The sequence below is a fragment of the Streptomyces sp. NPDC001156 genome (assembly GCF_053598275.1).
In genome coordinates, this window is the sequence record NZ_JBSFJX010000030.1 from 1 (window position 1) to 23,255 (window position 23,255).

At 72.1% G+C, this 23,255-nt stretch carries 14 protein-coding genes, 1 tRNA gene and 1 riboswitch; of the genes, 6 read left to right on the forward strand and 9 right to left on the reverse strand.

Annotation, left to right across the window (positions count from 1 at the left end; genetic code table 11):
* Window positions 1–638: 638 nt before the first annotated feature.
* Window positions 639–1,187, reverse strand: a complete 549-nt coding sequence (locus tag ACWDA7_RS17260; protein ID WP_450605142.1) for a MarR family winged helix-turn-helix transcriptional regulator — start codon at window positions 1,185–1,187, stop codon at window positions 639–641.
* A 180-nt stretch (window positions 1,188–1,367) separates the two neighbouring features.
* Here ACWDA7_RS17260 and ACWDA7_RS17265 point away from each other — a divergent pair, with 180 nt between their 5' ends.
* Entirely contained in the window at window positions 1,368–2,630 is a 1,263-nt protein-coding gene (locus ACWDA7_RS17265; protein ID WP_450605185.1) for an MFS transporter, read from the forward strand.
* 59 nt (window positions 2,631–2,689) lie between these two features.
* On the opposite strand, the gene ACWDA7_RS17270 is transcribed toward ACWDA7_RS17265, so the two are convergent.
* Both ACWDA7_RS17270 and ACWDA7_RS17275 read right to left on the reverse strand, forming a co-directional pair.
* The gene (locus ACWDA7_RS17270; RefSeq protein ID WP_450605143.1) at window positions 2,690–4,342 is read right to left on the reverse strand and encodes an ATP-binding SpoIIE family protein phosphatase; all 1,653 of its coding nucleotides are present in this window, start codon (window positions 4,340–4,342) and stop codon (window positions 2,690–2,692) included.
* A 208-nt stretch (window positions 4,343–4,550) separates the two neighbouring features.
* Complete coding sequence (locus ACWDA7_RS17275; RefSeq protein ID WP_450605144.1) at window positions 4,551–5,951, reverse strand: NAD(P)/FAD-dependent oxidoreductase; 1,401 nt, start codon at window positions 5,949–5,951, stop codon at window positions 4,551–4,553.
* A 379-nt stretch (window positions 5,952–6,330) separates the two neighbouring features.
* On the opposite strand from ACWDA7_RS17275, the gene ACWDA7_RS17280 reads away from it, so the two are divergent.
* Window positions 6,331–7,071 (forward strand): TetR/AcrR family transcriptional regulator, encoded by a 741-nt coding sequence (locus tag ACWDA7_RS17280; RefSeq protein WP_450605145.1) that lies wholly within the window; start codon window positions 6,331–6,333, stop codon window positions 7,069–7,071.
* 363 nt (window positions 7,072–7,434) lie between these two features.
* Here ACWDA7_RS17280 and ACWDA7_RS17285 read toward each other — a convergent pair whose 3' ends face one another.
* Together ACWDA7_RS17285 and ACWDA7_RS17290 are read right to left on the reverse strand one after the other, a co-directional pair.
* Window positions 7,435–10,815 (reverse strand): BTAD domain-containing putative transcriptional regulator, encoded by a 3,381-nt coding sequence (locus tag ACWDA7_RS17285; protein WP_450605146.1) that lies wholly within the window; start codon window positions 10,813–10,815, stop codon window positions 7,435–7,437.
* 378 nt (window positions 10,816–11,193) lie between these two features.
* Window positions 11,194–13,275: an asparagine synthase-related protein gene (locus tag ACWDA7_RS17290; RefSeq protein WP_450605147.1), complete on the reverse strand. Its 2,082-nt coding sequence runs from the start codon at window positions 13,273–13,275 to the stop codon at window positions 11,194–11,196.
* A gap of 683 nt (window positions 13,276–13,958) precedes the next feature.
* Between ACWDA7_RS17290 and ACWDA7_RS17295 the strand changes: the two genes are divergently transcribed.
* From ACWDA7_RS17295 to ACWDA7_RS17310, 4 genes are all read left to right on the forward strand, one after another.
* Entirely contained in the window at window positions 13,959–15,380 is a 1,422-nt protein-coding gene (locus tag ACWDA7_RS17295) for an MFS transporter (RefSeq protein ID WP_450605148.1), read from the forward strand.
* A 50-nt stretch (window positions 15,381–15,430) separates the two neighbouring features.
* Window positions 15,431–16,678 (forward strand): L-2-hydroxyglutarate oxidase, encoded by a 1,248-nt coding sequence (gene lhgO, locus ACWDA7_RS17300; RefSeq protein WP_450605149.1) that lies wholly within the window; start codon window positions 15,431–15,433, stop codon window positions 16,676–16,678.
* A gap of 170 nt (window positions 16,679–16,848) precedes the next feature.
* Window positions 16,849–17,709 carry a tRNA (guanosine(46)-N7)-methyltransferase TrmB gene (gene trmB / locus ACWDA7_RS17305; RefSeq protein WP_450605150.1) on the forward strand — a complete coding sequence of 287 codons (861 nt, stop codon included), beginning with the start codon at window positions 16,849–16,851 and terminating at the stop codon, window positions 17,707–17,709.
* Window positions 17,710–17,771: 62 nt separating this feature from the next.
* Complete coding sequence (locus ACWDA7_RS17310; RefSeq protein WP_450605151.1) at window positions 17,772–19,112, forward strand: PrsW family intramembrane metalloprotease; 1,341 nt, start codon at window positions 17,772–17,774, stop codon at window positions 19,110–19,112.
* Between the two features lie 62 nt (window positions 19,113–19,174).
* On the opposite strand, the gene ACWDA7_RS17315 is transcribed toward ACWDA7_RS17310, so the two are convergent.
* From ACWDA7_RS17315 to ACWDA7_RS17330, 4 genes are all read right to left on the reverse strand, one after another.
* Window positions 19,175–20,119 (reverse strand): aldo/keto reductase, encoded by a 945-nt coding sequence (locus ACWDA7_RS17315; protein ID WP_450605152.1) that lies wholly within the window; start codon window positions 20,117–20,119, stop codon window positions 19,175–19,177.
* Window positions 20,120–20,301: 182 nt separating this feature from the next.
* Window positions 20,302–21,336 (reverse strand): M23 family metallopeptidase, encoded by a 1,035-nt coding sequence (locus ACWDA7_RS17320; protein WP_450605153.1) that lies wholly within the window; start codon window positions 21,334–21,336, stop codon window positions 20,302–20,304.
* 11 nt (window positions 21,337–21,347) lie between these two features.
* Window positions 21,348–21,504, reverse strand: a riboswitch (cyclic di-AMP (ydaO/yuaA leader).
* Window positions 21,505–21,732: 228 nt separating this feature from the next.
* Window positions 21,733–22,953, reverse strand: coding sequence for a PP2C family protein-serine/threonine phosphatase (locus ACWDA7_RS17325; RefSeq protein WP_450605154.1), 1,221 nt, complete (start codon window positions 22,951–22,953; stop codon window positions 21,733–21,735).
* A gap of 143 nt (window positions 22,954–23,096) precedes the next feature.
* Window positions 23,097–23,170: transfer RNA gene (locus ACWDA7_RS17330), tRNA-Met, on the reverse strand.
* Window positions 23,171–23,255 lie beyond the last annotated feature (85 nt).

Genomic DNA, 23,255 nt, shown 5'->3' on the forward strand with positions numbered 1-23,255 from the left:
TGACTTTTGGCACGCTGTTGAGTTCTCAAGGAACGGACGCTTCCTTCGTACTCACCCTCTCGGGCTTTCCTCCGGGCGCTTCCCTTCGGTGTTTCCGACTCTATCAGATCTTTTTCTCGACCCGATTTCCTCGGTTGCTTTCTGGCCTTTCGGCCTTCCGGCTTTGTTGACTTTATCAGATCCCGTGGTTCTCTTCGGACCTGACCCCCTGTCAACCGGGGGTGTCTTCCTGGCCGTTGGCCGTTCCGACGTCCCAAACCTTAGCGGATCTCTCCGGCGATTCCCAATCGAGGTGAACTCGACCGACGCAAAGTCACCATGACCCAGCGGAATCGAAATTCGGACACACCGAAATTGATCCCGTTGCGAGATCGTGCTGGTTGGTTTGGTTGCCGCTGCTGCGACGGAGGTGGCCCCGACGACCGTTACGGCCTCGTGGCAACTCGAAGAACTTTACGGATCGAGCAAGGGGCAGTCAACCCCTCATCGCAAGATTTTTTCGAGCCCCTGCGACTGCACCCGTCCCCGCCAGGGGACGGTCTCACGCCACAGCGGCTGCATAAACGTACGATACGGACATTTCGGTGTCAACCCGACGCCTCGATGAGTCCCCGAATGGGTGAGTGCCCCAGTTCGTCTCAGTCGAGGTCCGTAAGCCTGCCGCCGGCGTCCGGCTGGGCGTGCTCCACCCGGCGGAGCAGGCGGGTCAGGGCCTCGCCGAGGATGGTGCGCTCCTCCGGAGAGAGGTCCTGCAGGAGGTCCTCCTCGAAACCGGAGGCCAGGCGCATCGCCTCCAGCCACTTCTCGCGGCCGTCGGCGGTCAGCTCCACGATCACGCGGACTCGGTTGGCTTCGTCGCGCTCACGGGTGACGAGCCCTTCGCTCACCATGCGGTCGATGCGGTGGGTCATCGCGGCCGGCGTCAGGCCGAGCCGCTTGGCGAGCTCACTCGGGCCCATGCGGTAGGGGGCGCCGGAGAGGACGAGCGCCTTGAGAACCTCCCACTCGGCGTTGCTGATGCCGAGTGCCGCGGTCTGGCGTCCGTAGGCGACGTGCATCCGGCGGTTGAGCCGGGACAGCGCAGAGACGATCTTCTCGACCTGGGGGTCCAGGTCCTGGAACTCGCGCTGGTAGGCGGCGATCTGTTCGTCGAGGGTCGGCTCGCTGCAGCCGGGGTTGTCGCCCATGGCCGCAGTATGGCACGCGGTCCCTTGGCGTCGAAGTCCTTCGAGGTGTATTGTTTAGATCCTAACTTTAGCTTCGAAGTCTTCAGGGCTAATCGCTTTCAGGATTAAGATGTACGGGTCGGTCCTGGGCGTGCCCTCTACCCAAGGCAGGTGAACGTGACCAGGGCGACGGGCGCGGCGATGCGCCGGATCCATGTGGGCAACGCGCTCAGCGCGTTCGGCCTCGGCTTCACCGTCCCGTATCTGTACGTCTACGTGGCGCAGGTGCGGGCTCTCGGTGCCATGACGGCGGGTCTCGTGCTCGCCGTCTTCGCCGTGGCCGCGCTCGTGGTGCTGCCGTTCGCCGGGCGGGCCATCGTCCGGCGCGGTCCGCTTCCGGTGCTGATCGCCGCCCTGATCACCGCCGCGGTCGGCGCGATGGGCCTGGGACTGGCCAGCAGCGCGGCGAGCGTGCTGGCGTCGGCGGCCGTACTGGGCGCCGGACAGGCCGTCATGCAGCCCGCGCTGGCCACGATGATCGTGGACTGCTCCACCGCGGCGACCCGGTCGCGGGACTTCGCCATGCAGTTCTTCCTGCAGAACCTCGGCCTCGGTATCGGCGGCCTGATCGGCGGCCATCTCGTCGACGCCGAGCGCGCCGCCTCCTTCACGCTGCTGTTCTCGATCGAGGCCGCGATGTTCCTGCTGCTCGTCGTGATCATGGCGACAGTACGCCTGCCCCACGCACCGAACACCGGCACCGCCGCGCCGTCAGCCGGCCGGGCGAGCTGGAAGCAGCTGCTAGGCAACCGGGCCATGGTTCAGCTGTGCGTGCTGGGCTTCGTGCTGTTCTTCGCCTGCTACGGGCAGTTCGAGTCGGGGCTGAGCGCCTACGGCGTCGTGGCGGCCGGTATCTCGACGTCGGCGCTGGGTACGGCGCTGGCGGCGAACACGATGATGATCGTGGTGGCGCAGTTCGCGGTGCTGAAGTTCGTGGAGCGGCGGAGGCGGTCCCGGGTGGTCGCGGCCGTGGGTCTCATCTGGGCCGTCGCGTGGGCCGCCGCCGCGTTCGCGGGGCTGGGCCACGGCAGCCAGAGCATGGCGACGGCAGCGTTCGTCTCGACGTACGCGCTCTTCGGGCTCGGTGAGGCGATGCTGTCGCCCACGCTCGCACCGCTGGTCGCCGATCTCGCGCCGACGGGCATGGCCGGCCAGTACAACTCGGCGTTCGCCCTGGTGAAGCAGCTCGCCCTGGCCGTGGGCCCCGCCGTGGGCGGTCCGCTGGCCGCGTCGCTGCCCGCACCGTACGTGGTGACGTTCCTGCTGTGCTCGCTGGGCATCACCTTCCTGGCGATCCGGCTCGGGCGCCGGCTCACACCCGCCCAGGACCAGGCGTCGTCCGCGCGAAGCCTGGTGGTGGCACAGGGCGGTGCGTCGATGGAGCCCGCCGCGACGCACGCCTGACCGCACGGCGCCCAGATCGCCGGACGGGCCGGTCTTCCGCCCGTCCGGCGCTCACTCGTTCAGCCCGCGCCCCGCGGCAGCGCGAACTCGCACCACACCGCTTTCCCGCCCCCTGGTGTGCGCCGCGATCCCCAGTTGGAGGCGATGGTCGCCACGATGGCGATGCCTCGCCCTGCCTCGTCCGCCGGCTCCGCGCGGCGGCGGCGCGGCAGACTGTCGTCGCCGTCCGTCACCTCGATGATCAGGCGCCGGTCCGTGCGCCTGAGGCGCAGCCTCATCGGCGGGATGCCGTGCTGCAAGGAGTTGGCGACCAGCTCGCTTGCCGCCAGGACGCCGAGATCGTGCAGATCCGTGGGGAACCGCCAGCTCGTCAGCACACCGGAGGCGAAGGCACGCGCGCGTGGAGCCGCCTCCACTCCGCCGAGCAGTTCCAGCGCGGCATTGCGGAAGAGGTCGCCGTCGGAGCCCGTGCGCGCCGGGTGCTGGAGGACCAGGACCGCCACGTCGTCGGCGTGGTCCGCTGTGACGCCCGCCGAGCGCAGCAGGCGGTCACAGATCACCTGGGGCGTGCCCGTGGCGCCTGCGAGCGCGCTCTCCAGGGCCTCGATGCCCTCGTCGAGGTCGGCGTCCCGGCGTTCGACCAGACCGTCCGTGTAGAGGACGGCCGTGGAGCCGGGACCGAGCGGCACCGAGCCCGACGTGTGCATCCAGCCGCCGGTGCCGAGCGGCGGGCCGGTGGGTTCGTCGGCGCGCAGGACCGCTCCGCTCTCGTCGCGGACGAGAATCGGCAGGTGGCCCGCCGACGCGTACACCAGCCGGCCCTCGTTCGGATCGTGGATGGCATACACGCAGGTCGCGATCTGGTTGGCGTCGATCTCCGCGGCCAGGCCGTCGAGGAGCTGGAGCACCTCGTGCGGAGGCAGGTCCAGTCGGGCGTAGGCGCGCACGGCCGTGCGCAACTGACCCATCACCGCGGCCGCGCGGACGCCTCTGCCCATCACGTCGCCGATCACCAGCGCCGTGCGGCCGCCGCCGAGGGTGATGACGTCGTACCAGTCGCCGCCGACCGCGGCCTCCGTACCGCCCGGCTGGTAGGTGGCGGCGATGCGCAGGTCGTCGGGCTGTTCCAGCTCCTGCGGCAGCAGGGAGCGCTGGAGGGTCACGGCGGTCTCGCGCTGCTCGCGCTCGCTGGCGCGCAGCCGTTCGGCGGCCTCGGCGTGGTCGGTGACGTCGGCGGCGAAGACGAGCACGCCTCTGGCCTTGTCGCCGGGCACGTCCACCGGGGTGCACGTGAACGTGTACGAACGGCCGTCGGCCGCCTTGCGGGACTTGACCGTACGCGGCTTGGAACTGCGCAGCACCTGGTCCAGGAGCGGCAGGAGGCCGAGTTCGTCCAGCTCGGGCAGCGCCTCACGGGCGGCTCCACCGACCGGCCGGGGTCCGAAGGCCGCCGCATAGGCGTTGTTGACGTACGCGATGCGGTGGTCAGGACCGTGCACCAGTGCGACGAGGGCCGGGATGCGGTCGATGACCTCGCGCACCGGAAGCCCGTCGACGGCGGGCACGCCCGGCATGCCGTCGGTGAGCCGCTCGACGCGGGCAGCGGGCACAGAGCCCTCCTCCCGCCGGTCCTGAGCGACCGCCTGCTCGGTCCGCGCTGCGGCGCGGCGCTGCGTTCCGGGGAGCCGGGCGCTCCAGCGGGTGAAGTTCACCGATTCCTTGCCTCGTCGTTGTCGTCGCCGACCGGCTCCGGACCCGGTCGGGGGTCCGGGGCCTGCCCCCCGGGGGTACGGCACAGTGGGGAAAGCCTGGTGGATGCGTCCGGGCGAGGGTCGGCCCGCCCTGGGTCGTGGACCAGTCTGTCCGAACAGACCGACATCCGTCAGACGTCGGTCTCTTCGGCCGAGTTCCTCGGTCCGGTCAGAACGACTCCTTCGGGTCACCAGAATGCTTTCCACCGGCCGCCAGTTCGAACTCCGCACGGGGATGTTCGAGTGAACCGAGGGAGACAATCTCCCTCTTGAAGAGCCCGGCCAGCGTCCATTCGGCCAGTACCCGCGCCTTGCGGTTGAAGGTGGGCACCCTGCTGAGGTGGTACACGCGGTGCATGAGCCACGCAGGATAGCCCTTCAGCTTGCGCCCGTAGACGTGTGCGACACCCTTGTGCAGCCCGAGGGAGGCGACCGAACCGACGTACTTGTGCGCATACGGCTCCAGGGCCTGGTCACGCATGGCGCGCACGATGTTGTCGGCGAGCACCCTGGCCTGGCGCACCGCGTGCTGCGCGTTGGGGGCGGTCTCCTTGCCGGGCTCCGCGGCGGTGACGTCGGGAACGGCGGCCGCGTCCCCCGCAGCCCACGCGTGCGTGACGCCATCCAAGGTCAGCTCCGGGGTGCACTTCAGACGGCCACGCCCGTTCAGCGGGAGATCGGTGGCCGCGAGGATCGGGTGCGGTTTCACGCCGGCGGTCCACACGACGGTGCGCGTCGGGAAGCGCGCGCCGTCCGACAGCACGGCCACCCGGTCGGCGCACGACTCGAGGCGTGTTTCGAGGCGTACGTCGATGTTGCGGCGGCGCAGTTCCGTCACCGTGTAGCGGCCCATCTCCTCACCGACCTCGGGGAGGATGCGGTCGGTGGCCTCCACAAGGATCCACTTCATGTCCTCGGGCTTCACGTTGTGGTAGTAGCGCGCCGCATAGCGGGCCATGTCCTCCAGCTCGCCGAGCGCCTCCACGCCGGCGAAACCGCCGCCCACGAAGACGAAGGTGAGGGCCGCGTCGCGAATCGCGGGGTCGCGGGTGGAGGAGGCGATGTCCATCTGTTCGATGACGTGGTTGCGCAGGCCGATGGCCTCCTCGACGGTCTTGAAGCCGATGCCGTACTCGGCGAGACCGGGGACCGGGAGCGTGCGCGAGATGGAGCCGGGAGCGAGGACGAGTTCGTCGTACGACAGCTGTTCCGTCTGCCCGGTCTCCTCGGTGGCGAGCGTGGCGACGGTGGCGGTGCGTTTGGCGTGGTCGATGGCCATGGCCTCGCCGATGACCACATGGCAGCCTTCCAGGACCCGGCGCAACGGGACGACCACATGGCGCGGCGAGATGGCGCCGGCGGCGGCCTCGGGCAGGAACGGCTGGTAGGTCATGTACGGATCGGGCGAGACCACCACGATCTCCGCCTCGCCCCGCGCGAGTTCCGCCTTCAGTCTCCGCTGCAGGCGCAGGGCCGTGTACAGACCGACGTAGCCACCGCCGACGATGAGGATGCGCACACACTTCGGGAGGTCGGGGGGCGTCCCCCGATGGATTGCAGCCGTCACCATCCCATGACGCACCCGACTCTTGAGTTTGTCCACAGCCCCGGCAAATTGTGTGACCGGACGACGGCGCCGGGCAGAGTTGGCCGAATTGCCCGAGTGCGGAGAAGAACCGCAGGTCAGCGGGTGAGGGCAGGGTGAACTTAGGGGGCGCAACCGGGACGTAACCGCCCCGTACTCCGATCGGGGGGCGCTCTGTGCGGAACCTGCCCCTTCTGAATTGACCCCTGCTCAACTATGTTCGTGTCGACGGAGTGTAGGGGGGGTGCACTCGAGGGGTCCGCGACGGGCGGATCCGCTCACGTACGACGCCTGTTCCGTACGCTCCGGCTTCCAATGGCGGGGAGAGTCTCCGGGGGGAGACGTCATTACCGGGGGATCGCTTATGCATATTCAGGACTCTCATTGGTCGTCCGCGTCCGCCGTCGCACCGGCGGGCGTGGTGAGCGCGGCGGGGAACGGACGCGGGGACAGTTCGCGGACGACGCCGTTGCGCGTGGACGCACAGCGCAATCTGGAGCACGTACTGCGCGCGGCGCGCGAGGTGTTCGGCGAGCTGGGGTACGGCGCGCCGATGGAGGACGTGGCGCGGCGCGCCAGGGTCGGCGTCGGCACGGTGTACCGGCGCTTCCCGAGCAAGGACGTCCTGGTGCGGCGGATAGCCGAGGAGGAGACCTCCCGGCTGACCGACCAGGCCAGGGCTGCGCTCGGCCAGGAGGACGAGCCGTGGTCGGCGCTCGCGCGCTTCCTGCGGACATCGGTGGCGTCGGGTGCGGGGCGGCTGCTGCCGCCGCAGGTGCTCAAGGTGGGGGTCCTCGAAGAGGACGCCCAGGGGACGGGCGAGCTGCGGGTTCCGCTGCAGCGCTCCCAGGCCACCGAGCTGCGGCTCGTCGAGCAGCAGCCGGAGCCGGACGACGCGGGTGCGGCGACGCTGCTGGAAGTCGTCGGACAGCTCGTGGAGCGGGCCCGTACCGCGGGTGAGCTCCGGGCGGACGTCACCGTCTCGGATGTGCTGCTGGTGATCGCGACGGCGGCGCCGTCACTGCCGGACGCCGCCCAGCAGGCGGCGGCCTCGGCGCGGCTGCTCGACATCCTCCTGGACGGCCTGCGGTCCCGTCCGGCGTAAGACGGACGGGGTGGAGGTGCCGGGGCGCTCCGGCGACGGCCTCCGATGCGCGAGCGCGGCAGTGCGCGGCCCGTGTGACGAGGTGTGGCTCCGACACGACGGCTGCCGGGCATGCGGGCGGCCGGAGGCCGGGTCCGTCTGCCGGACGTCGCGACGGCCCTCGCCGCCCGTTCCGCTGATCTGCCGTGTGCGGCACTCGCGTCGGCCGCTCCCCGGTCGGAGTACCGGTGGGGCGGCCGCGCGGGTGTCCGCTTCGGCGAGTGGCTCCATACGGGTCCTTCCGGGAGCGAGGCGCGGCATGCGGCGGCGTGGCTCACGGCCGGGGCCGGGTCGCGGCTCAGCCGCCAGGAGGACGGAGCCGGCTCACTCCGTGGCTGCCCGCGCCAGCTCCCGCAGGACATCGTCTGCGGTGAACGCCGCGCCCTTGGCGCGCTCGGCGCCGAACCGGGCCGGTCCCAGGGCCTCCAGGGCCGCTGCCTGCGTGCGCTCGGCCCGGGTCCGCTCGGGTTCGGGACGTACGGACGCTCCGCGCCAGTGGTCGGCCGCGCCGAACAGCCGGACCGCGCAGGAGTGCGCGCCCATGCTGCCCAGAACATTGGCCGCCATCTCCAGCAGCCCCGCCGTCACCGACTCCGCACACCCGCTCACCAGGGCCTGGCGCAGCCCCTCGGCCAGCTTGGGCAGTCCGGACCGCGGTCCGGACTCGGCGATGGTCACGAGCGCGTCCACGCCGTTCAGCGCGGCGGTGAACTGCGGCGGCGGTGTGCCCCGCGCTGCCTCCGCCCGCGCCCGTTCCCTCCAGTCCCGCGCCCCGGCGGTCTCCCCGTCGTCCAGCGCCATGTGCGCACGCAGCAGGGATACGAACGCACGGGCGTCCTGTACGCCGTACCGGTCGGCCGCGTCGGTCGCCTCGTCCAGTGCCGTGGACGCGTCCGCCCGCTTCCCCTCGCGATAGGTGATCTCGCCGAGCCGGGCCAGCAGGAACGGTGTCTCCGCGTACGCCCCCACCTCGTGGGCGAGCCGCAGCGCCTCCTCGTACTCGCCCTTCGCCTCCTCGAAGGCGCCCCGCCCCATCGCCGCCTCCGCGGCCGCGCTGCTCACCTGGGCGCGCATCCAGCGGTCGCCGACGCGGCGGCTGATCACCCGGAGCTCGGCGATGTCGTCGTTCACGCCGTGCAGACCGCCCGCGGAGTCGACGAGGACATGCGTGCGGAGCATGAGCGCGACGCCGGTCTCCCAGTCGCCGCCGTATTTGCGGCAGTTGGCCAGGGTGGCGTTCATGGCGTGCCGGACGTCGTACGACTCGCCCAGGTAGTAGACGGTCAGCGGCCAGACGATGCCGGGCAGGCAGGCCGCGTCGGCGCCGCCGCGCTCGAACCAAGCCCGTACCCGCGCGACGTATCGCTGCGACCGCTCGTCCCGCATCGAGTCCGCCGGCCGTGACTCGCTGAGCAGGAACATGTGCAGCAGCCGCAGCTTCATCCGCAGCGGGTGGAGGGGATGTCGCTCCTCGGCGTCGCTGTCGGCGAGGAACGCGTGGACCGGATCGACCGCGCCGAGCTCTTCGAAGACGTCGGCGACCGGACGCGCCGTGGAGGCGGAGCCATGCGTGCGGAGACGGGGCTCGGCGGCGGAACCGGCCGCCACCGGCAGGGGCGTGGCACGGTCGTGTGCTGTCCGGGCGTCCAGGGCCGCTGCCAGGCGCAGCACGAGGTCCGTCGATTCGGTGCCCTCGCGGCGGAAGTTGCGCAGCCACCAGAACCAGCCGGTGGCGAGGACGATGGCCCCGGCCTCCGCCTCGTCACCCGCGACGATCGAACGGTGCAGCCCGGCCCGGATGTTGTCGAGTTCCGTCTCCAGGCGTCCGATCCAGGGGAGTTGCTCGGCGGAGCGCAGCTTGGGGTCGGCTTCCTCGACGAGTGCCCGCACCCAGGCCCGGTGCCGGCGCTCGGCCGCGGCACGCAGTTCGGGTTCCTCGGCAGCCCGCTCGGTGGCGTACTCGTGGATCGTCTCCAGCATGCGGTAGCGCATGCCGGCGCTCCCGTCGCCCTCGTAGGGGGTCGCGACGATCAGGGACTTGTCGACGAGCGACCCGATGAGCTCCGCGGCGGACCCGGTGCACACCGCCTCGGCCGCGGCGAGGTCCCAGCCGCCGGCGAAGACGGAGACCTCGCGCAGCACATTGCGCTCGCGCTCGTCGAGCAGGTCCCAGGACCAGTCGACGACCGCGCGCAGGGTCTGCTGGCGGGGCAGCACCGTACGGCTCCCGGAGGTGAGGAGCCGGAAGCGGTCGTCGAGGCGGTCGGCGATCTGCCGAGGGGTCAGCATCCGGAGGCGGGCGGCGGCCAGTTCGATGGCCAGCGGGAGGCCGTCGAGACGGCGGCAGATCTCGTCGACGGCCGCCTGGTCGTGGACGGCGTGCGCGTCGGGGCGCACGGCGGCCGCGCGCTCGAGGAAGAGCCGGCGCGCGGGGTCGGGCGGCAGGGGCTCGACGGGGCGGACGGCCTCGCCGGGCACGCCGAGGGGTTCGCGGCTGGTGGCGAGGATCGTGAGCCCCGGGCAGTGCGTCAGGAGGGTCTCCGCCAGCTCGGCCGCGGCGTCGATGACGTGCTCGCAGTTGTCGAGTATCAGGAGTTCGTTGCGCGGTGCGCAGTACTCGATCAGCAAGGCGACCGGGTCGTCCTGCGGCATCGCCATCTCGTTGGTGATCAGCACGGTCTCACGCAGGCCGAGGGCACTGACCACCGCGGCTGGGACCGCCTCCGGCCGGTCGAGCGGGGCCAGTTCCGCCAGCCACGCCTGTGGCAGCCCGGCGGCGGCCTCCTCGGCGAGACGGGTCTTCCCGGAGCCGCCCGGTCCGGTGAGGGTGACGAGGCGGGCCGTGCGCACATCGGAGCGGATGGCGTCGAGTTCGGGTTCCCGGCCGACGAAAGAGTTCAGGCGGGGACGGAGGTTGCCGGTGCGGACGGCGCGGGAGCTCGCCGGAGCGGGGGCGCCGTGCGCAGGCGACGGCGTGGGCGTGGACGGCTGCTGAGACAGCAACTCGGCATGGAGTGCCTGCAGTTCCGCTCCCGGATCGGTACCCAGTCCCTCCGCGAGCGCGCGGCGCACGCTCTCGTACGCCGCCAGTGCCTCGGCGCCGCGGCCCGTGGCACGCAGGGCACGTATGAGGAGGGTGTGCAGGGGTTCGTCGTACGGATGGGCCGCGGTCAGTTCCGTCAGCTCGGGCACGACGTCGGGGGCGCGTCCCAGGCACAGGTCGGCCTCGACGCGGGCACGGGTCGCCGTCAGCCGGAGGGCCTCGGGACGGGCCGCGGCGCCGCGGTCCGCGAGGTCGGCGAGAGCGGGACCGTGCCACAGGGCGAGGGCCTCGCGCAGATCGCGGGCGGCTGTGTCCGCCTCACCGCGGGCGAGGGCCGAGGTGCCGCGCTGGACGAGGTCCTCGAAGACGAACAGGTCCACGGCCTCGCGGTCGGCGACGAGCCGGTAGCCGCCGGGCTCCGAGTCGACGGCCTCCCGGCCCACGGCGCGGCGGAGCCGTCCGACGAGGGCCTGGAGGGCGGCCGGTGCGTCGAGCGGCGGATCGTCGGCCCAGACCTCGTCGATCAGGGTGCCGCGGGCGGTGGTGCGGCCGGGGCGCAGGGCGAGCGCGGTGAGCAGGGTGCGGACACGGGGGCCGCCGAGGGGCAAGGGGACTCCCCGTTCGTCCTCGACTTGGGCGACGCCCAGAATCCTGTACCGCACCGGCCCATTCTCCCTGGGACGGCGGTACGAGGCACACGGTTTCCACGGCGAGCCGCAGGGCGGCCGGGGGACGGCGTACCCGGGTAACTCCGACGGCGCGGCAGGGCGCCGCACCAGGCACTGCTCGATCGTGGGGCCTACGCCCCACCTCGATGCGCACCCCCGCGGTGGGCTACCCGAGCCCGGGCCCGGCCATCCCGACGACGCGGCGAGGCGCCACGCCGGCAACCGCCCGGTGCTTGGCCCACGCCCCGCCCTCAAGGCACGACCCTGTGGACAGATGCCATCCGAGCGCCCCGAAAACACCAAGGCACCACACCACCCGGCTGCCCCACCGACGCGTCAAAGCGCCCCGCCGGCCACCGCGCGACCGTCGCCCTACGCCCCCGCCCCCAACGCACGCCCCTGTGGTGAGATGCCCGCCGGGACCGCGCGGGCCCTGGCCGGGGTGCCTGTCCAGCAGGTGCCTCGGCGGGCCAGCAGGCGGCGCAGCCACAGTTCCAGGGAGACCAGGTCCGCGAGCCCGTCCAGGGGGAGCGGCTCGCCGTCCGCGGCGGCGCGGACCGCCTTGCGGACCACGCGGGCCTCCACCAGTCCCGCCTCCGCCAGCAGCGGTGTGGCGAACAGGGCCGTCAGGGAGTCGGCGGACACGCGCAGGCCCGTGCGGGCCGCCGCCGAGGACGCGTGCGAGGGGGCGCCCCAGCCGGGCGGCAGACCGCGGACGCCCGCGCCCTCGAGGACCGTGCGCAGGATCGCCGCCCGCGCTCCCGGCTGCACCCGTAGGGCCTCGGGAAGCGCCCGGCAGGCGCGGACGACCTGGTTGTCGAGGAACGGCGTGTGCAGCCGCTGGGAGCGGATCTCGACGGCCTGTTCCAGCACCCGTAGATCCGCCGCATATCTCGCCAGCGCGGCACGCGCGCGGAAATCGCCCGGCCGCTGCCCGGGCCCCACCCCTGTCCGACCTGCGGCTCCTTGCAGGCGAACCGATACTTCAGCCAGGGCCTCACCGGTCAGCCAACGCGCCGCCGGCCCAGGTCTCGCCCAGGTGAGCGCGGCGAGAGACGCGCCTACGGCGCCTCCCGGCTCGTCGAACCGCCGCTGCATCAGCTGGTCGGCGAGTGAGTCGACCCCGGCCCGGTACGGCGTGCGGGCCAGCTTCCGGGCCGCGCCGTACACGCGCGCGGGGACCATCACCGAGCCGTCCGCCTTCGTCAACGCGGCCACGGGGCGGACGAGATGGCGCCGCTTGCGGTCCATCACCAGGTCCGCGAGCCGGGCCGGGTGCGCGTCGAGGACCTGGCGTGCGCCGTAGCCCGCGAAGTGGTCGGCGCTGCCGGCGGCCAGCCGAGCGCGGTGCCTGACCGCCGTCACCAGGGACGGGCCGGGTTCATCCGTGAGCGGGCCCTCCAGGTCGGCGTAGGGGAGCACTTCCTCGCCGCCGGTGACCACGACGTGGTGCAGGCGGGGGTTGGCCGCCAGCGTGCCGGCGCGCTCGAGCTCGGCCTCGCGGCCCCTGACGGCAAGGTCGTTGAAGGTGACCGCCAGCAGGCGCTCGCCCGCGCCGGTGCCGTGCCCGAGGACCGTGCCGGGCATCCCTGGCAGCCCGGCCGCGAGCAGCGCCAGCGTGCCGGAGGCGGGTCCGCCGGAGAGGTCGGCGCCGATCCCGGGGATCGGCACCCCGCGCGCGGCACGGCGTTCCGCCGGCCCCATGCCGGGGACGGGCCCGGGGTCGATGTCGGTGCCCGGGACGTGCCGAGGGGCCGCCAGCCGCGCGCGTACGGCGTCGACGAGGGCGTCGCGCACCGCGTCCACCGCGGCGGCCGGATCCGCGGGGGGCGCCGCCACCGCGAGCGAGGCAACGGGCTCGTACCCGGCGATCTCCCGCGATCCCGCGCGCAGGATGAGCGCGTGGCCCGGCGGGATGCGCCGGACGCCGTCGTACGGGGTCGAGTCGTGCACCGCGGCCGGGACCTCGGGGGCGGCGAGGAGGGCCGCCAGGTGCCCGAAGTCCAGGTTGGCCTCGATGAGGTCGGCGAGGGGGAGCGCCGCGGTCGCGTACGCCGTGCCGCCCGCCCACGGGGTGTAGAACACCGGTCGTGCGCCCGCGAGGTCGCCGCACACCGTGATCCTGCGCCCCACCTGGACCACGGCGGTGTAGCCGCCGGACCAGGCGGTCAGATGGCGAAGCGCGCCTCCCCGGGCGGCGAACAGGCTGAGGCGCAGCTCTTCGTCGGAGGCACCGCACGTGCCGAGGACCGCGATCCGGGTCTGTGCGTCCGCCTTCACGACGCGCACCTCGTCTGGACGCCAGTCGCCGACCACCCACAGCGGATCGGGGTCTCCCCACAGGAGTTGGGAGCCCACCGGGTGCAAGGTCTCGCCGTCGTATCCGGTGGCTCCGGCGGCGCCGGGCTCGGCGACGCCCGCGGCGGTGCTGCTCCATCCCACCAACCACCGCATCGACGCCTCCACAGGCTGTGGACAACCAGTGCACCGCAGGAACGCGTCCATGCTGCCACGAAGAGTGCCTGGAGGAGGGGGTCTGCCACGGCTTGCGCGCCCCGGAATGCGCCCTTGCGGAAACTTCCGCGAGCCGGTGAACTCCCGCTGCGGGCACCGTGGTCGGACGGAGAACATCGGGTGGGAGCGACGTGAATGCGCCCCCGAAACGCTCCCCGAAAACGCCCTTCGCGCCCCCAAGAGCAGTGGTAGGAGGCTTGATCGCCCTTGAGAACCAGGGTCGGTTTTCAGCCAAATCGACTGTGCGAGAGCGGCGTTGCGCACGCTCCGTACAGGCCTCCCGCAACGCACAGTCCGGGAGGCGGAGTTCGCCTCCCGGACCGGTCCGCCGCCCGCGGGGATGGAGGCGGCGGTATCCCCCAGCCCACTGGATCCAGTACAGCGGGCCGACCCACGCAGAGCCCATGGAACCGCCGTCCCGGTGGCCGGAGTAGAGCGCACGGACGGGCGCACAGCCACACACCGGGAGCGCGCCGCAACCCTCCGTGCTGAGGTGCGGACCACAATCCCGCCATCCGGATTTAAGCTTCTTAACGCTTGGGATGTGGCGAACTACGCTGGGTTTACGAATGCCGCGCGGTTATGCCATCGCCGCGGCAGCCGTCTGTGTCGAGGGGTGGCGCATGTCCAGGGAGCAACGCGGGCCGAACGAAAAACTCGGCGCCGTTCTCGCCCTCGCGGGAATCAGCAACGCGGGCCTCGCCCGGCGCGTCAACGACCTTGGCGCCCAGCGCGGTCTGACTCTTCGCTACGACAAGACCTCGGTGGCGCGCTGGGTGTCGAAGGGCATGGTGCCGCAGGGCGCCGCGCCGCACCTCATCGCCGCGGCCATCGGCCAGAAGCTCGGCCGCCCCGTACCGCTCCACGAGATCGGTCTGGCGGACGCCGATCCCGCACCGGAAGTGGGCCTGGCCTTCCCCCGGGACGTAGGACAGGCGGTGAAGTCGGCGACGGAGCTGTACCGCCTCGACCTCGCCGGGCGCCGGGCCGGCGGCGGCATCTGGCAGTCGCTGGCCGGATCCTTCGCGGTGAGCGCCTATGCGACCCCTGCTTCCCGCTGGCTGATAACCCCGGCCGACAGCTCGGTGGCGCGCGATCCCGGCCCCGGCGAGGTGTCCGGCGCACCGCTGAAGGTCGGCCACAGCGATGTCCAGAAGCTCCGCGAGGCCGCCGAGGACGCGAGGCGCTGGGACTCCAAGTACGGGGGCGGCGACTGGCGCTCCTCGATGGTGCCCGAGTGCTTACGAGTGGAGGCGGCGCCGCTGCTGCTCGGCTCGTACTCGGACGAGGTGGGCCGGGCGTTGTTCGGGGCGAGCGCGGAACTGACCCGGCTGGCCGGCTGGATGGCGTTCGACACCGGGCAGCAGGAGGCCGCCCAGCGCTACTACATCCAGGCGCTGCGCCTCGCGCGCGCGGCCGCCGACGTGCCCCTCGGGGGCTATGTCCTGGCGTCCATGTCGCTCCAGGCGACCTACCGCGGCTTCGGCGACGAGGGCGTCGACCTCGCCCAGGCCGCTCTCGAGCGCAACCGCGGTCTGGCCACGGCGCGCACCATGAGCTTCTTCCGTCTCGTCGAGGCGCGGGCGCACGCACGCGCGGGTGACGCCCAGGCGGCCGGCGCGGCCCTGAAGGCCGCAGAGGGCTGGCTGGAACGGGCCCGCGAGGGCGACAACGACCCGACGTGGCTCGGCTTCTACTCCTACGACCGGTTCGCGGCCGACGCCGCCGAGTGCTACCGGGACCTCAAGGCACCCCGGCAGGTCCGCCGCTTCACCGAGCAGGCCCTCTCCCGGCCGACGGAGGAGTTCGTCCGTTCCCACGGGCTGCGCCTGGTCGTGTCGGCGGTCGCCGAGCTGGAGTCCGGCAACCTGGACGCGGCGTGTGAGCAGGGGGTGCGTGCGGTGGAGGTCGCCGGGCGCATATCGTCGGCGCGGACCACGGAGTACGTGCGCGACCTGCTGCACCGGCTCGAGCCGTACGGCGACGAACCGCGCGTGGCGGAGCTGCGGGAGCGGGCACGGCCGCTGCTGATGGCTCCCGCCTGAGTCCGCCCGCGCGCATCGCCGGGCGTCTCCCGGGTTTGAGGGCATTGTCAGTGGCGCAGTGCACTATCGAAGACCGGGAGGTGAAGCAGGTGCGGGAGATCGCCTATGACTGCGACGTGCTGGTGATCGGAGGCGGAATCGTCGGCCTGTCGACGGCCTATGCGATCACACGTGCCGCTCCGGGCACGCGGGTGACGGTCCTGGAGAAGGAGCCAGGCCCGGCCCGCCACCAGACGGGGCGCAACAGCGGGGTGATCCACAGCGGGATCTACTACCGCCCCGGCTCCCTCAAGGCGCAGTACGCGGTGCGGGGCGCCGCCGAGATGGTCAAGTTCTGCGCGGAGTACGACATCGCGCACGCCGTGACGGGCAAGCTGATCGTCGCCACCGAGCGGGAGGAGCTGCCGCGTCTGCACGGACTGATCCAGCGCGGCCGGGAGAACGGCATTCCGGTGCGGGAGCTGGGCTCCGCCCAGATCTCGGAGTACGAGCCGGAGGTGCAGGGCCTTGCGGCCATCCATGTGGGCACGACCGGGATCTGCGACTACGTGGCGGTCGCCCGGCAGCTGGGCGAGGCGTCGGGGGCGGAGATCCGGTACGGCGCGCAGGTGGTGCAGATCGACCGGCGCCCTTCCCTCGGGGTCGCCGCGCGCACAGACGACGGAACGGTCCTTCGCGCACGCGTTCTGGTCAACTGCGCCGGGCTGCACTGTGACGAGGTGGCCCGGCTGACCGGTGACGACCCGGGCATGCGCATCGTGCCCTTCCGGGGCGAGTACTACGCGCTGCGGCGGCCCGAGCTGGTGCGGGGCCTGGTGTACCCGGTGCCGGACCCGGCGTTTCCGTTCCTCGGGGTGCATCTGACGCGGGGGATCGACGGAGAGGTGCACATCGGGCCGAACGCGGTGCCGGCGCTGGCGCGCGAGGGGTACGGCTGGGGAGTCGTACAGCCGCGGGAGCTAGGCGGGACGATGGCCTGGCCGGGCGCGTGGCGGATGGCCCGGCGGCACTGGCGCTACGGGGCGGGGGAGCTGCGCCGGTCGGTGTCGAAGGCGGCGTTCACCCGGGCCGTGCGCAGACTGCTGCCGGGTGTCGGCGAGGACGACCTCGTACGGACCGCGGCCGGGGTGCGGGCGCAGGCCGTGCTGCGGGACGGGACGCTGGTGGACGACTTCCTGATCCGTGAGGGCGCGCGGACGGTCCATGTGCTGAACGCTCCGTCGCCCGCCGCCACCGCTTCGCTGCCGATCGGCCGGGAGGTGGCACGGCGGGTGCTGGCCGGGCTGGACCAGGGGTGAGCCACCGCCCGGCACCGAGTGCGGACGACGGTCCGGTTCACGGGCCCGTGCTCGCGGGTGCCGCCACGGCGCCCACGCCTGCCCTCATGTGCACCGGACGGCACGATCGCCCGCGGCCGTGGACGGACTCGACCGACCGGGCCGCATCGGCCCGTAAAATTGGTCCCACTGTGTCTGAGTCCATCGACTTCGCTTCCGAAGACCACCACGTCATCGCCCCCCGCGGACCCATCACCCCTGCCGCCGGAGCGTCCCCTCGGCCTGCCCGGGCCAAGGGCGAGCCGCGCTTCCCCGACGGGCCGATGGCCGATCCGGCCGGGTCGCACTTCGAGCGCCGGATCCGTAGTTTCCAACCACGGCGCAGCCGGGTGACGGCCGGGCAGGCGGACGCGCTGCAGCGGTTGTGGCCCGCTTGGGGGCTGGACATCGACGGGCAGCGGATCGTCGATCTCGCGGAGCTGTTCGGGAACACGAACCCCGTCGTGCTCGAGATCGGCTTCGGCATGGGCGAGGCCACCGCGACGATGGCCGCGGCGGACCCGGCCACCAACGTCCTGGCCGTCGACGTGCACACTCCCGGCCAAGGCAACCTGCTGAGTCTCACCGATCGAGGCGGGCTGACCAACGTCCGGGTGGGCAACGGCGACGCGATCATCCTGCTCCGCGAGATGCTGGCGCCGGACTCGCTCGACGGGCTGCGCGTCTACTTCCCCGACCCCTGGCCCAAGAAGCGCCACCACAAGCGGCGCCTCATCCAGCCCGAGTTCCTCGCACTCGCCGCCACCCGCCTCAGGTCCGGCGGGCTGGTGCACTGTGCGACGGACTGGGAACCGTACGCCGAACAGATGCTCGAGGAACTCACCGCACATCCGGAGTTCGAGAACACCCAGCCCGACGGCGGTTTCGCGCCCCGTCCCGACTTCCGGCCGCTGACCCGTTTCGAGGGCCAGGGCCTGGAGAAGGGTCATGTGGTGAACGACCTGCTCTTCCGGCGTGTACAGCACCGGGACCAGCCTTCCGCGGGCGACTGAGCCGCGGGCCCCTCACCAGGCCCCGTCGCGGGCGGCGCCCCTTCCTCGTTAGGGTCGATGCCGTGGCCACGTTTCCCCCGTACCCGTCGCATCCGGCCGGCGACTCCGGTGGAGGCACCCTGGGGCACCCGCACTGGTGGCAGAGGCGGTGGGTGCGCTACGGCGCGTCGATCACACTGCTGACGCTCTCCGGGCTCGTCATCCTCGCCCTCGTACGGGAGCAGACCGGCACCAAGGGCTTCCTGGTGGGGCTGGGCCTCGCGGTGCTGCCCGTGCCCCTGCTCGTGGCCGCGTTCCGCTGGCTCGACTGGGTCGAACCGGGACCGTGGCGCAATCTGCTCTTCGCCTTCGCCTGGGGTGCGTGCGCGGCCGCGCTCATCGCGATCGTCGCGAACAGCTTCGCGACCAAATGGATAGCGACCGCCACCGCCGACCCGCACGGCGCCGACACCCTCGGTGCGACCGTCATAGCGCCCGTCGTCGAGGAGTCCGCGAAGGCCGCGGCCGTGCTGCTGGTCTTCCTCTTCCGCAGACGGGACTTCACCGGGATCGTCGACGGCGTGGTGATCGCCGGGGTCACCGCGACCGGCTTCGCCTTCACCGAGAACATCCTCTACCTGGGCACCGCCTTCGGCACGGACGAGCTGAGCGGGCAGCGGGGGCTCGCGTCCGTGACCGCCGCGACCTTCTTCGTCCGCGTGGTGATGTCCCCCTTCGCCCATCCCCTGTTCACCGTGCTCACCGGCATCGGCTTCGGCATCGCCGCCCTCACCTCGGAGCGCAAGCACCTGCGCCGGGTCCTGTTGCCGCTGGTCGGGCTGCTGCTCGCGATGGGCATGCACGCCATGTGGAACGGATCCTCGGCATTCGGCGACTACGGGTTCTTCGCGGTCTACGCGTCATTCATGGTGCCCGCGTTCGCGCTGCTGACCTGGCTGGTCGTCTGGACGCGGCAGCGGGAGCTGCGGACCGTGCGGGAGGAGCTGCCGGTGTACGCGGTCACCGGGTGGCTGGGCCCGGTGGAACCGTTCGTCCTCGGCTCGATGCGGGCCCGGCGGCTGGCCCGGGAGTACGCACGCCACCACTTCGGGAAGCCCGCGGCACGTTCGGTGGCGCAGTACGAGGCGTACGCCACCTCGCTCGCGTTCCTGCGCCACCGGGGGCGCCGGGGCCGGGCCGACGCCGATTTCGTCGTACGGGAACGGGAACTGCTGGACGAGCTGTGGGCGCGGCGGTCGGTGGCACGGCCGACGCTCGCATACGCCGCGCGGGCCACGACACCGGTGGCCCCGCCGGTGGTGACACCGCAGGTCCCACCGATCTACGGGTACGCCCCGGCGTACTGGCCGGGGCCCTACGGTCCGGCGGCGCCGTATCCCACCTACAACCCGTACCGCTCGTAGCGGTCGCGGAAGGCTCGGCGCCGCCGGACCCGGGGGGACGACCGGGGGGAAGCGGGCGGCCCTTACGCCGACGCCGCCGTCAGCTTCGCCGCCTCGTCGTCCGTCAGCGTCAGGTCCCCCACCGCCAGCAGGGCCGGGAGCTGTTCCAGCGTGCGGGCGGAGGCGATCGGGGCCGCCACCGTCGGCCGGCCCGCGAGCCACGCCAGGGCCACCGTCGCGATCTCCGCGCCCCGCTCCTGCGCGACCTCGTCCAGGGCCGCCAGCACGCGCAGTCCTCGCTCCGACTTCAGGTACTCACCGGCACGCCCCGCACGCGCCGAGTCCACCGTCGTACCCGGCCGGTACTTGCCGGTCAGGAATCCGGCCGCGAGGGAGTAGTACGGGACGGCCGCGAGACCGGCGCGGGAGGCGACGCCCTCCAGCGTGCCCTCGTATGTGTCGCGCGAGACCAGGTTGTAGTGCGGCTGCAGCGCCACGTACCGCGCGAGGTTCTCGCGGTCGGACAGGTCGAGGGACTCCTGGAGGCGTTCGGGGGAGATGTTCGAGGCGGCGATGGCACGCACCTTGCCCGCCTTCACCAGCTCGTCCAGTGCGCCGATGATCTCCTCCACGGGCACCTCGGGCTGGTCGAAGTGCGTGTAGTAGAGGTCGATGTAGTCGGTGTCCAGACGGCGCAGGGACGCGTCGGCCGCCGCCCTGATGTTGGCGGCGCGCAGGCCCTGGTACTCCGGGTGCTGGCTGACCTTGGTGGCGATGACGACGTCCGAGCGGTTGCCGCGCGCCTTGACCCACTTGCCGATGATGGTCTCCGACTCGCCGCCCTTGTTGCCCGGGGCGAAGGCCGAGTAGGAGTCAGCGGTGTCGACGAAGTTGCCGCCCGCCGCCGCATAGGCGTCGAGCACCGCGAAGGACTGGGCCTCGTCCGCGGTCCAGCCGAAGACGTTGCCGCCGAGAGAGAGCGGAAAGACCTCGAGGTCGGAGGAACCGAGCTTGCGAAGAGAAGTCATGCTCAATCCCAACGCCCGTACCGGACGGGCGCCTTCCGGAACCGCCGCAAAATTCGCGTAAACAACCGGATCGACGTATTCCGACTCGAGACGACGACCACGACCGGCAGTCCTGACGTGGGGGGGTTACGTCAGGACTGCCGGAGCCGGGGAGGGAGGCCGCGGAGGGCCCGCCCGAACCGTCAGGGGTTGAGACCCCTGCTCTGCAGCCATGCCATCGGGTCGATCGCGTCACCGCCGCCCGGGTGGACCTCCAGATGCAGGTGCGGCCCGGTCACGTTGCCCGTCGCGCCCACGCGGCCGATGACATCGCCCGTGGCCACCTTCTGGCCGACGCTGACGCTGATCGACGACTGGTGGCAGAACCACAGCTGCGTGCCGTCGTCGAGGGTCAGGATCGTGCGGTAGCCGTACGATCCGGCCCAGCCGGCCTCCGTGATGGTGCCGCTGTGGATCGCCTTGATGAGCGTGCCCGTGGGAGCGGCGAAGTCGAGGCCCGTGTGGTACCCGGAGGACCACATGGCGCCGGCGTCACCGAAGCGGGAGGTGAGGGTGTAGGAGGAGGTCGGCAGCGTGAACTGCTTGGCCAGTTCCGCCAGCCGTTCCGCCTCGGCCTTCTTCTTGGCCTCTTCCGCGGCCTTCTGCTTGTCCGCGGCGGCCTTCGCAGCCGCGTCCTCCTGCGCCTTCTTGGCCGCGGCGGCGGCCTTCTGCGCGGCGGCGTCCTCGGCGGCCCGGGCGGCCTCGACGGCGATCCGGTCCTGCTGGGCCTCGGCCTGCTGGATGATCCGGGTGCGCAGCGCCTCACCCGCGTCCTTGGTGCCCGCGGCGGCGTCGGCGGTGGAGACGCCCGCGGTGCTCAGAGGGGTGGCGGAGCCCTTGGGGGCGGCGGTGTCCTGGCCGATGAGGGCCTTGGCCGATTCGGTGACCGAGGAGAGGTCCGGCATGGATATGGACACCGGCGGCTTGCCGGTCTGCGCGGTGGCCATGCCGCCCGCGCCGACTGCGGCCATCACACCGACGCCCAAAACGGTGGAGCTGCGTGCGAGCCCTCCTCCGCGCTGCTTGCCGACGCGGTGCCGGCCGCGGACGGGACGGAGGGACTCCTCAGTGGGGTTCCACTCCTCCCAGGGGCCTTCCTCGGCGCCGGGTGCGTACCCGAACGTCTGAGTGGCGTTGGGAGCGGACGAGGTGCTCTGGGCAGGCGGGTTGGACGCCACGTGGGCGCACTCCTTTCCTTCCGTCTCGCCTACCGGGTTAGCTGACGGGTTCGGAGAGGAAGGTCTCCTACGCGCGTATACCGGCCGTGCTTCCGCGGCGGTATCCGCCCGATTCACCCCAAGTTGGTGGTTCCCCGGTTCCCTTGCGGGATTCGGCATGCGCACGGAGCCGCCTCTTGTGACGGCTGGGACGACCGCGCTGCGTTATCGAACGTTAATAGACGCGGAGCCCGGATTCCAAGCTGTTGAACAGATCCTTGACGTACTTGGCCAGGACTTTCATGCCATGACCGACCCAAAACGGGCGAGTTGGCTACGCCTCATGCACCTCACAAGTGTTGACGGTGTATCAGTTGTTATGCGCAGGGGCACCGCTCGACCACCGAGCGTCACCCATCAAGGGCGCTCGGGCCGGCGCACGGCCAGCAGGGCCATGTCGTCGGTGGCGCGGCAGCCGGTGTGGCGGGCGACCTCCTCGGTGACCGCGGCCAGCAGTGCGCCGGGACCGGGGAAGACGCGGCCGGCGAGCCGGGCGGCGGGATCATAGAACTCGCCGTGCGCGTCCCGTGCCTCCGAGACGCCGTCGGTGTAGAGGAGCAGCGTCGCCCCGGGCGGGAACTCCCACTCCTCACTACGGTCGGGCCAGACCCCGAGGTCTCCCATGCCGAGGGGTAGCGCCGGCTCACGGGCCTCCAGTAGCCGCAGCGTGCCGTCCGGGAGCAGGAGGAGGGGCGCGGGGTGGCCGCGGTTGACGATCCGGACGACCCCGCCGCCGTGCGGGATCTCGGCGAGGACCGCGGTGGTGAACCCCTCGCACGCGTCGAGTCCGTCTCGCCGAGTGCCCTCGCGCGACAGTGCCCGCTCCAGACGCTGGGCGACCGCCTCCGGGGTCGACTCCTGTTCGGCGGCCTCCCTGAAGGCGCCGATGACCACGGCGACCGCGGCCACGGCTCCCATGCCCTTGCCCCGCACGTCGCCGACCACGAGCCGTACCCCGTGCGGGGAGTCCTGCACGGCGTACAGGTCGCCGCCGATGAAGGCCCCGGCCTGCGCGGCCTCGTACCGGGCCGCGACGTCCAGCCCGCCGATCCGTGGGGCCGGCTCGGGCAGCACGGCACGCTGGACGGCCTCGGCGATCCCCCGGGCGGAGGCGAGGCGTTCGTTCTTGCGCCGGACGAGCAGGTTGATGAGGACGGCCAGGACGGCGACGGTCACGACGGTGCCCATCTCGGTGACCGCGTCGGCCCTCCCGGGAAGGCCGAGCCTGAGGTGGACGGCGAGGACGGCGAGCACCGCCGCCACACCGGTGAGCACCGTGCCGCGCAGCGAGTAGAGCGGCGCGGCGACGAGCGGCGCGGCGGTGAACAACGGGCCGGCCGTGACATCCGACGGGCCGAGGAAGTCGTAGCCGGTCCCGATGGCGATGAGCAGGGCGGGCAGGGCGCTCAGGAACGCCCGCGCGCAGAAGAAACGACGGTTCTCGCGCTCGACTCGACGCGGTGACGGGGTGTCCCCGGCACCGGCGGCCGGCACGGGTTCACCGGACGGTCGGCCGCCGGGCTGGTCGTGGTCGTCGTACGACTCCTCGAGCCACAGCGGGCCTGCTTGCTGCACCACGCGTCCAGGCTTCACGGAAGGGGAGCGGAGGGCGACCGCTGTGGGCCGGCCGGGGTATGGACCGGGAGCGAACCGGTGGACGCGCCGGGCGGAGGAAACACCGAGGGCCGGAGCCCTTTCGGACTCCGGCCCTCGGCCATCAGTAGCGGGGACAGGATTTGAACCTGCGACCTCTGGGTTATGAGCCCAGCGAGCTACCGAGCTGCTCCACCCCGCGTCGGTGATACCAGTGTAAGCCATACGCGCGACGTGAAGCGCACGGGTTTACGCCCACGCGCTTCACCAGCTCATTCCGGCCCGTC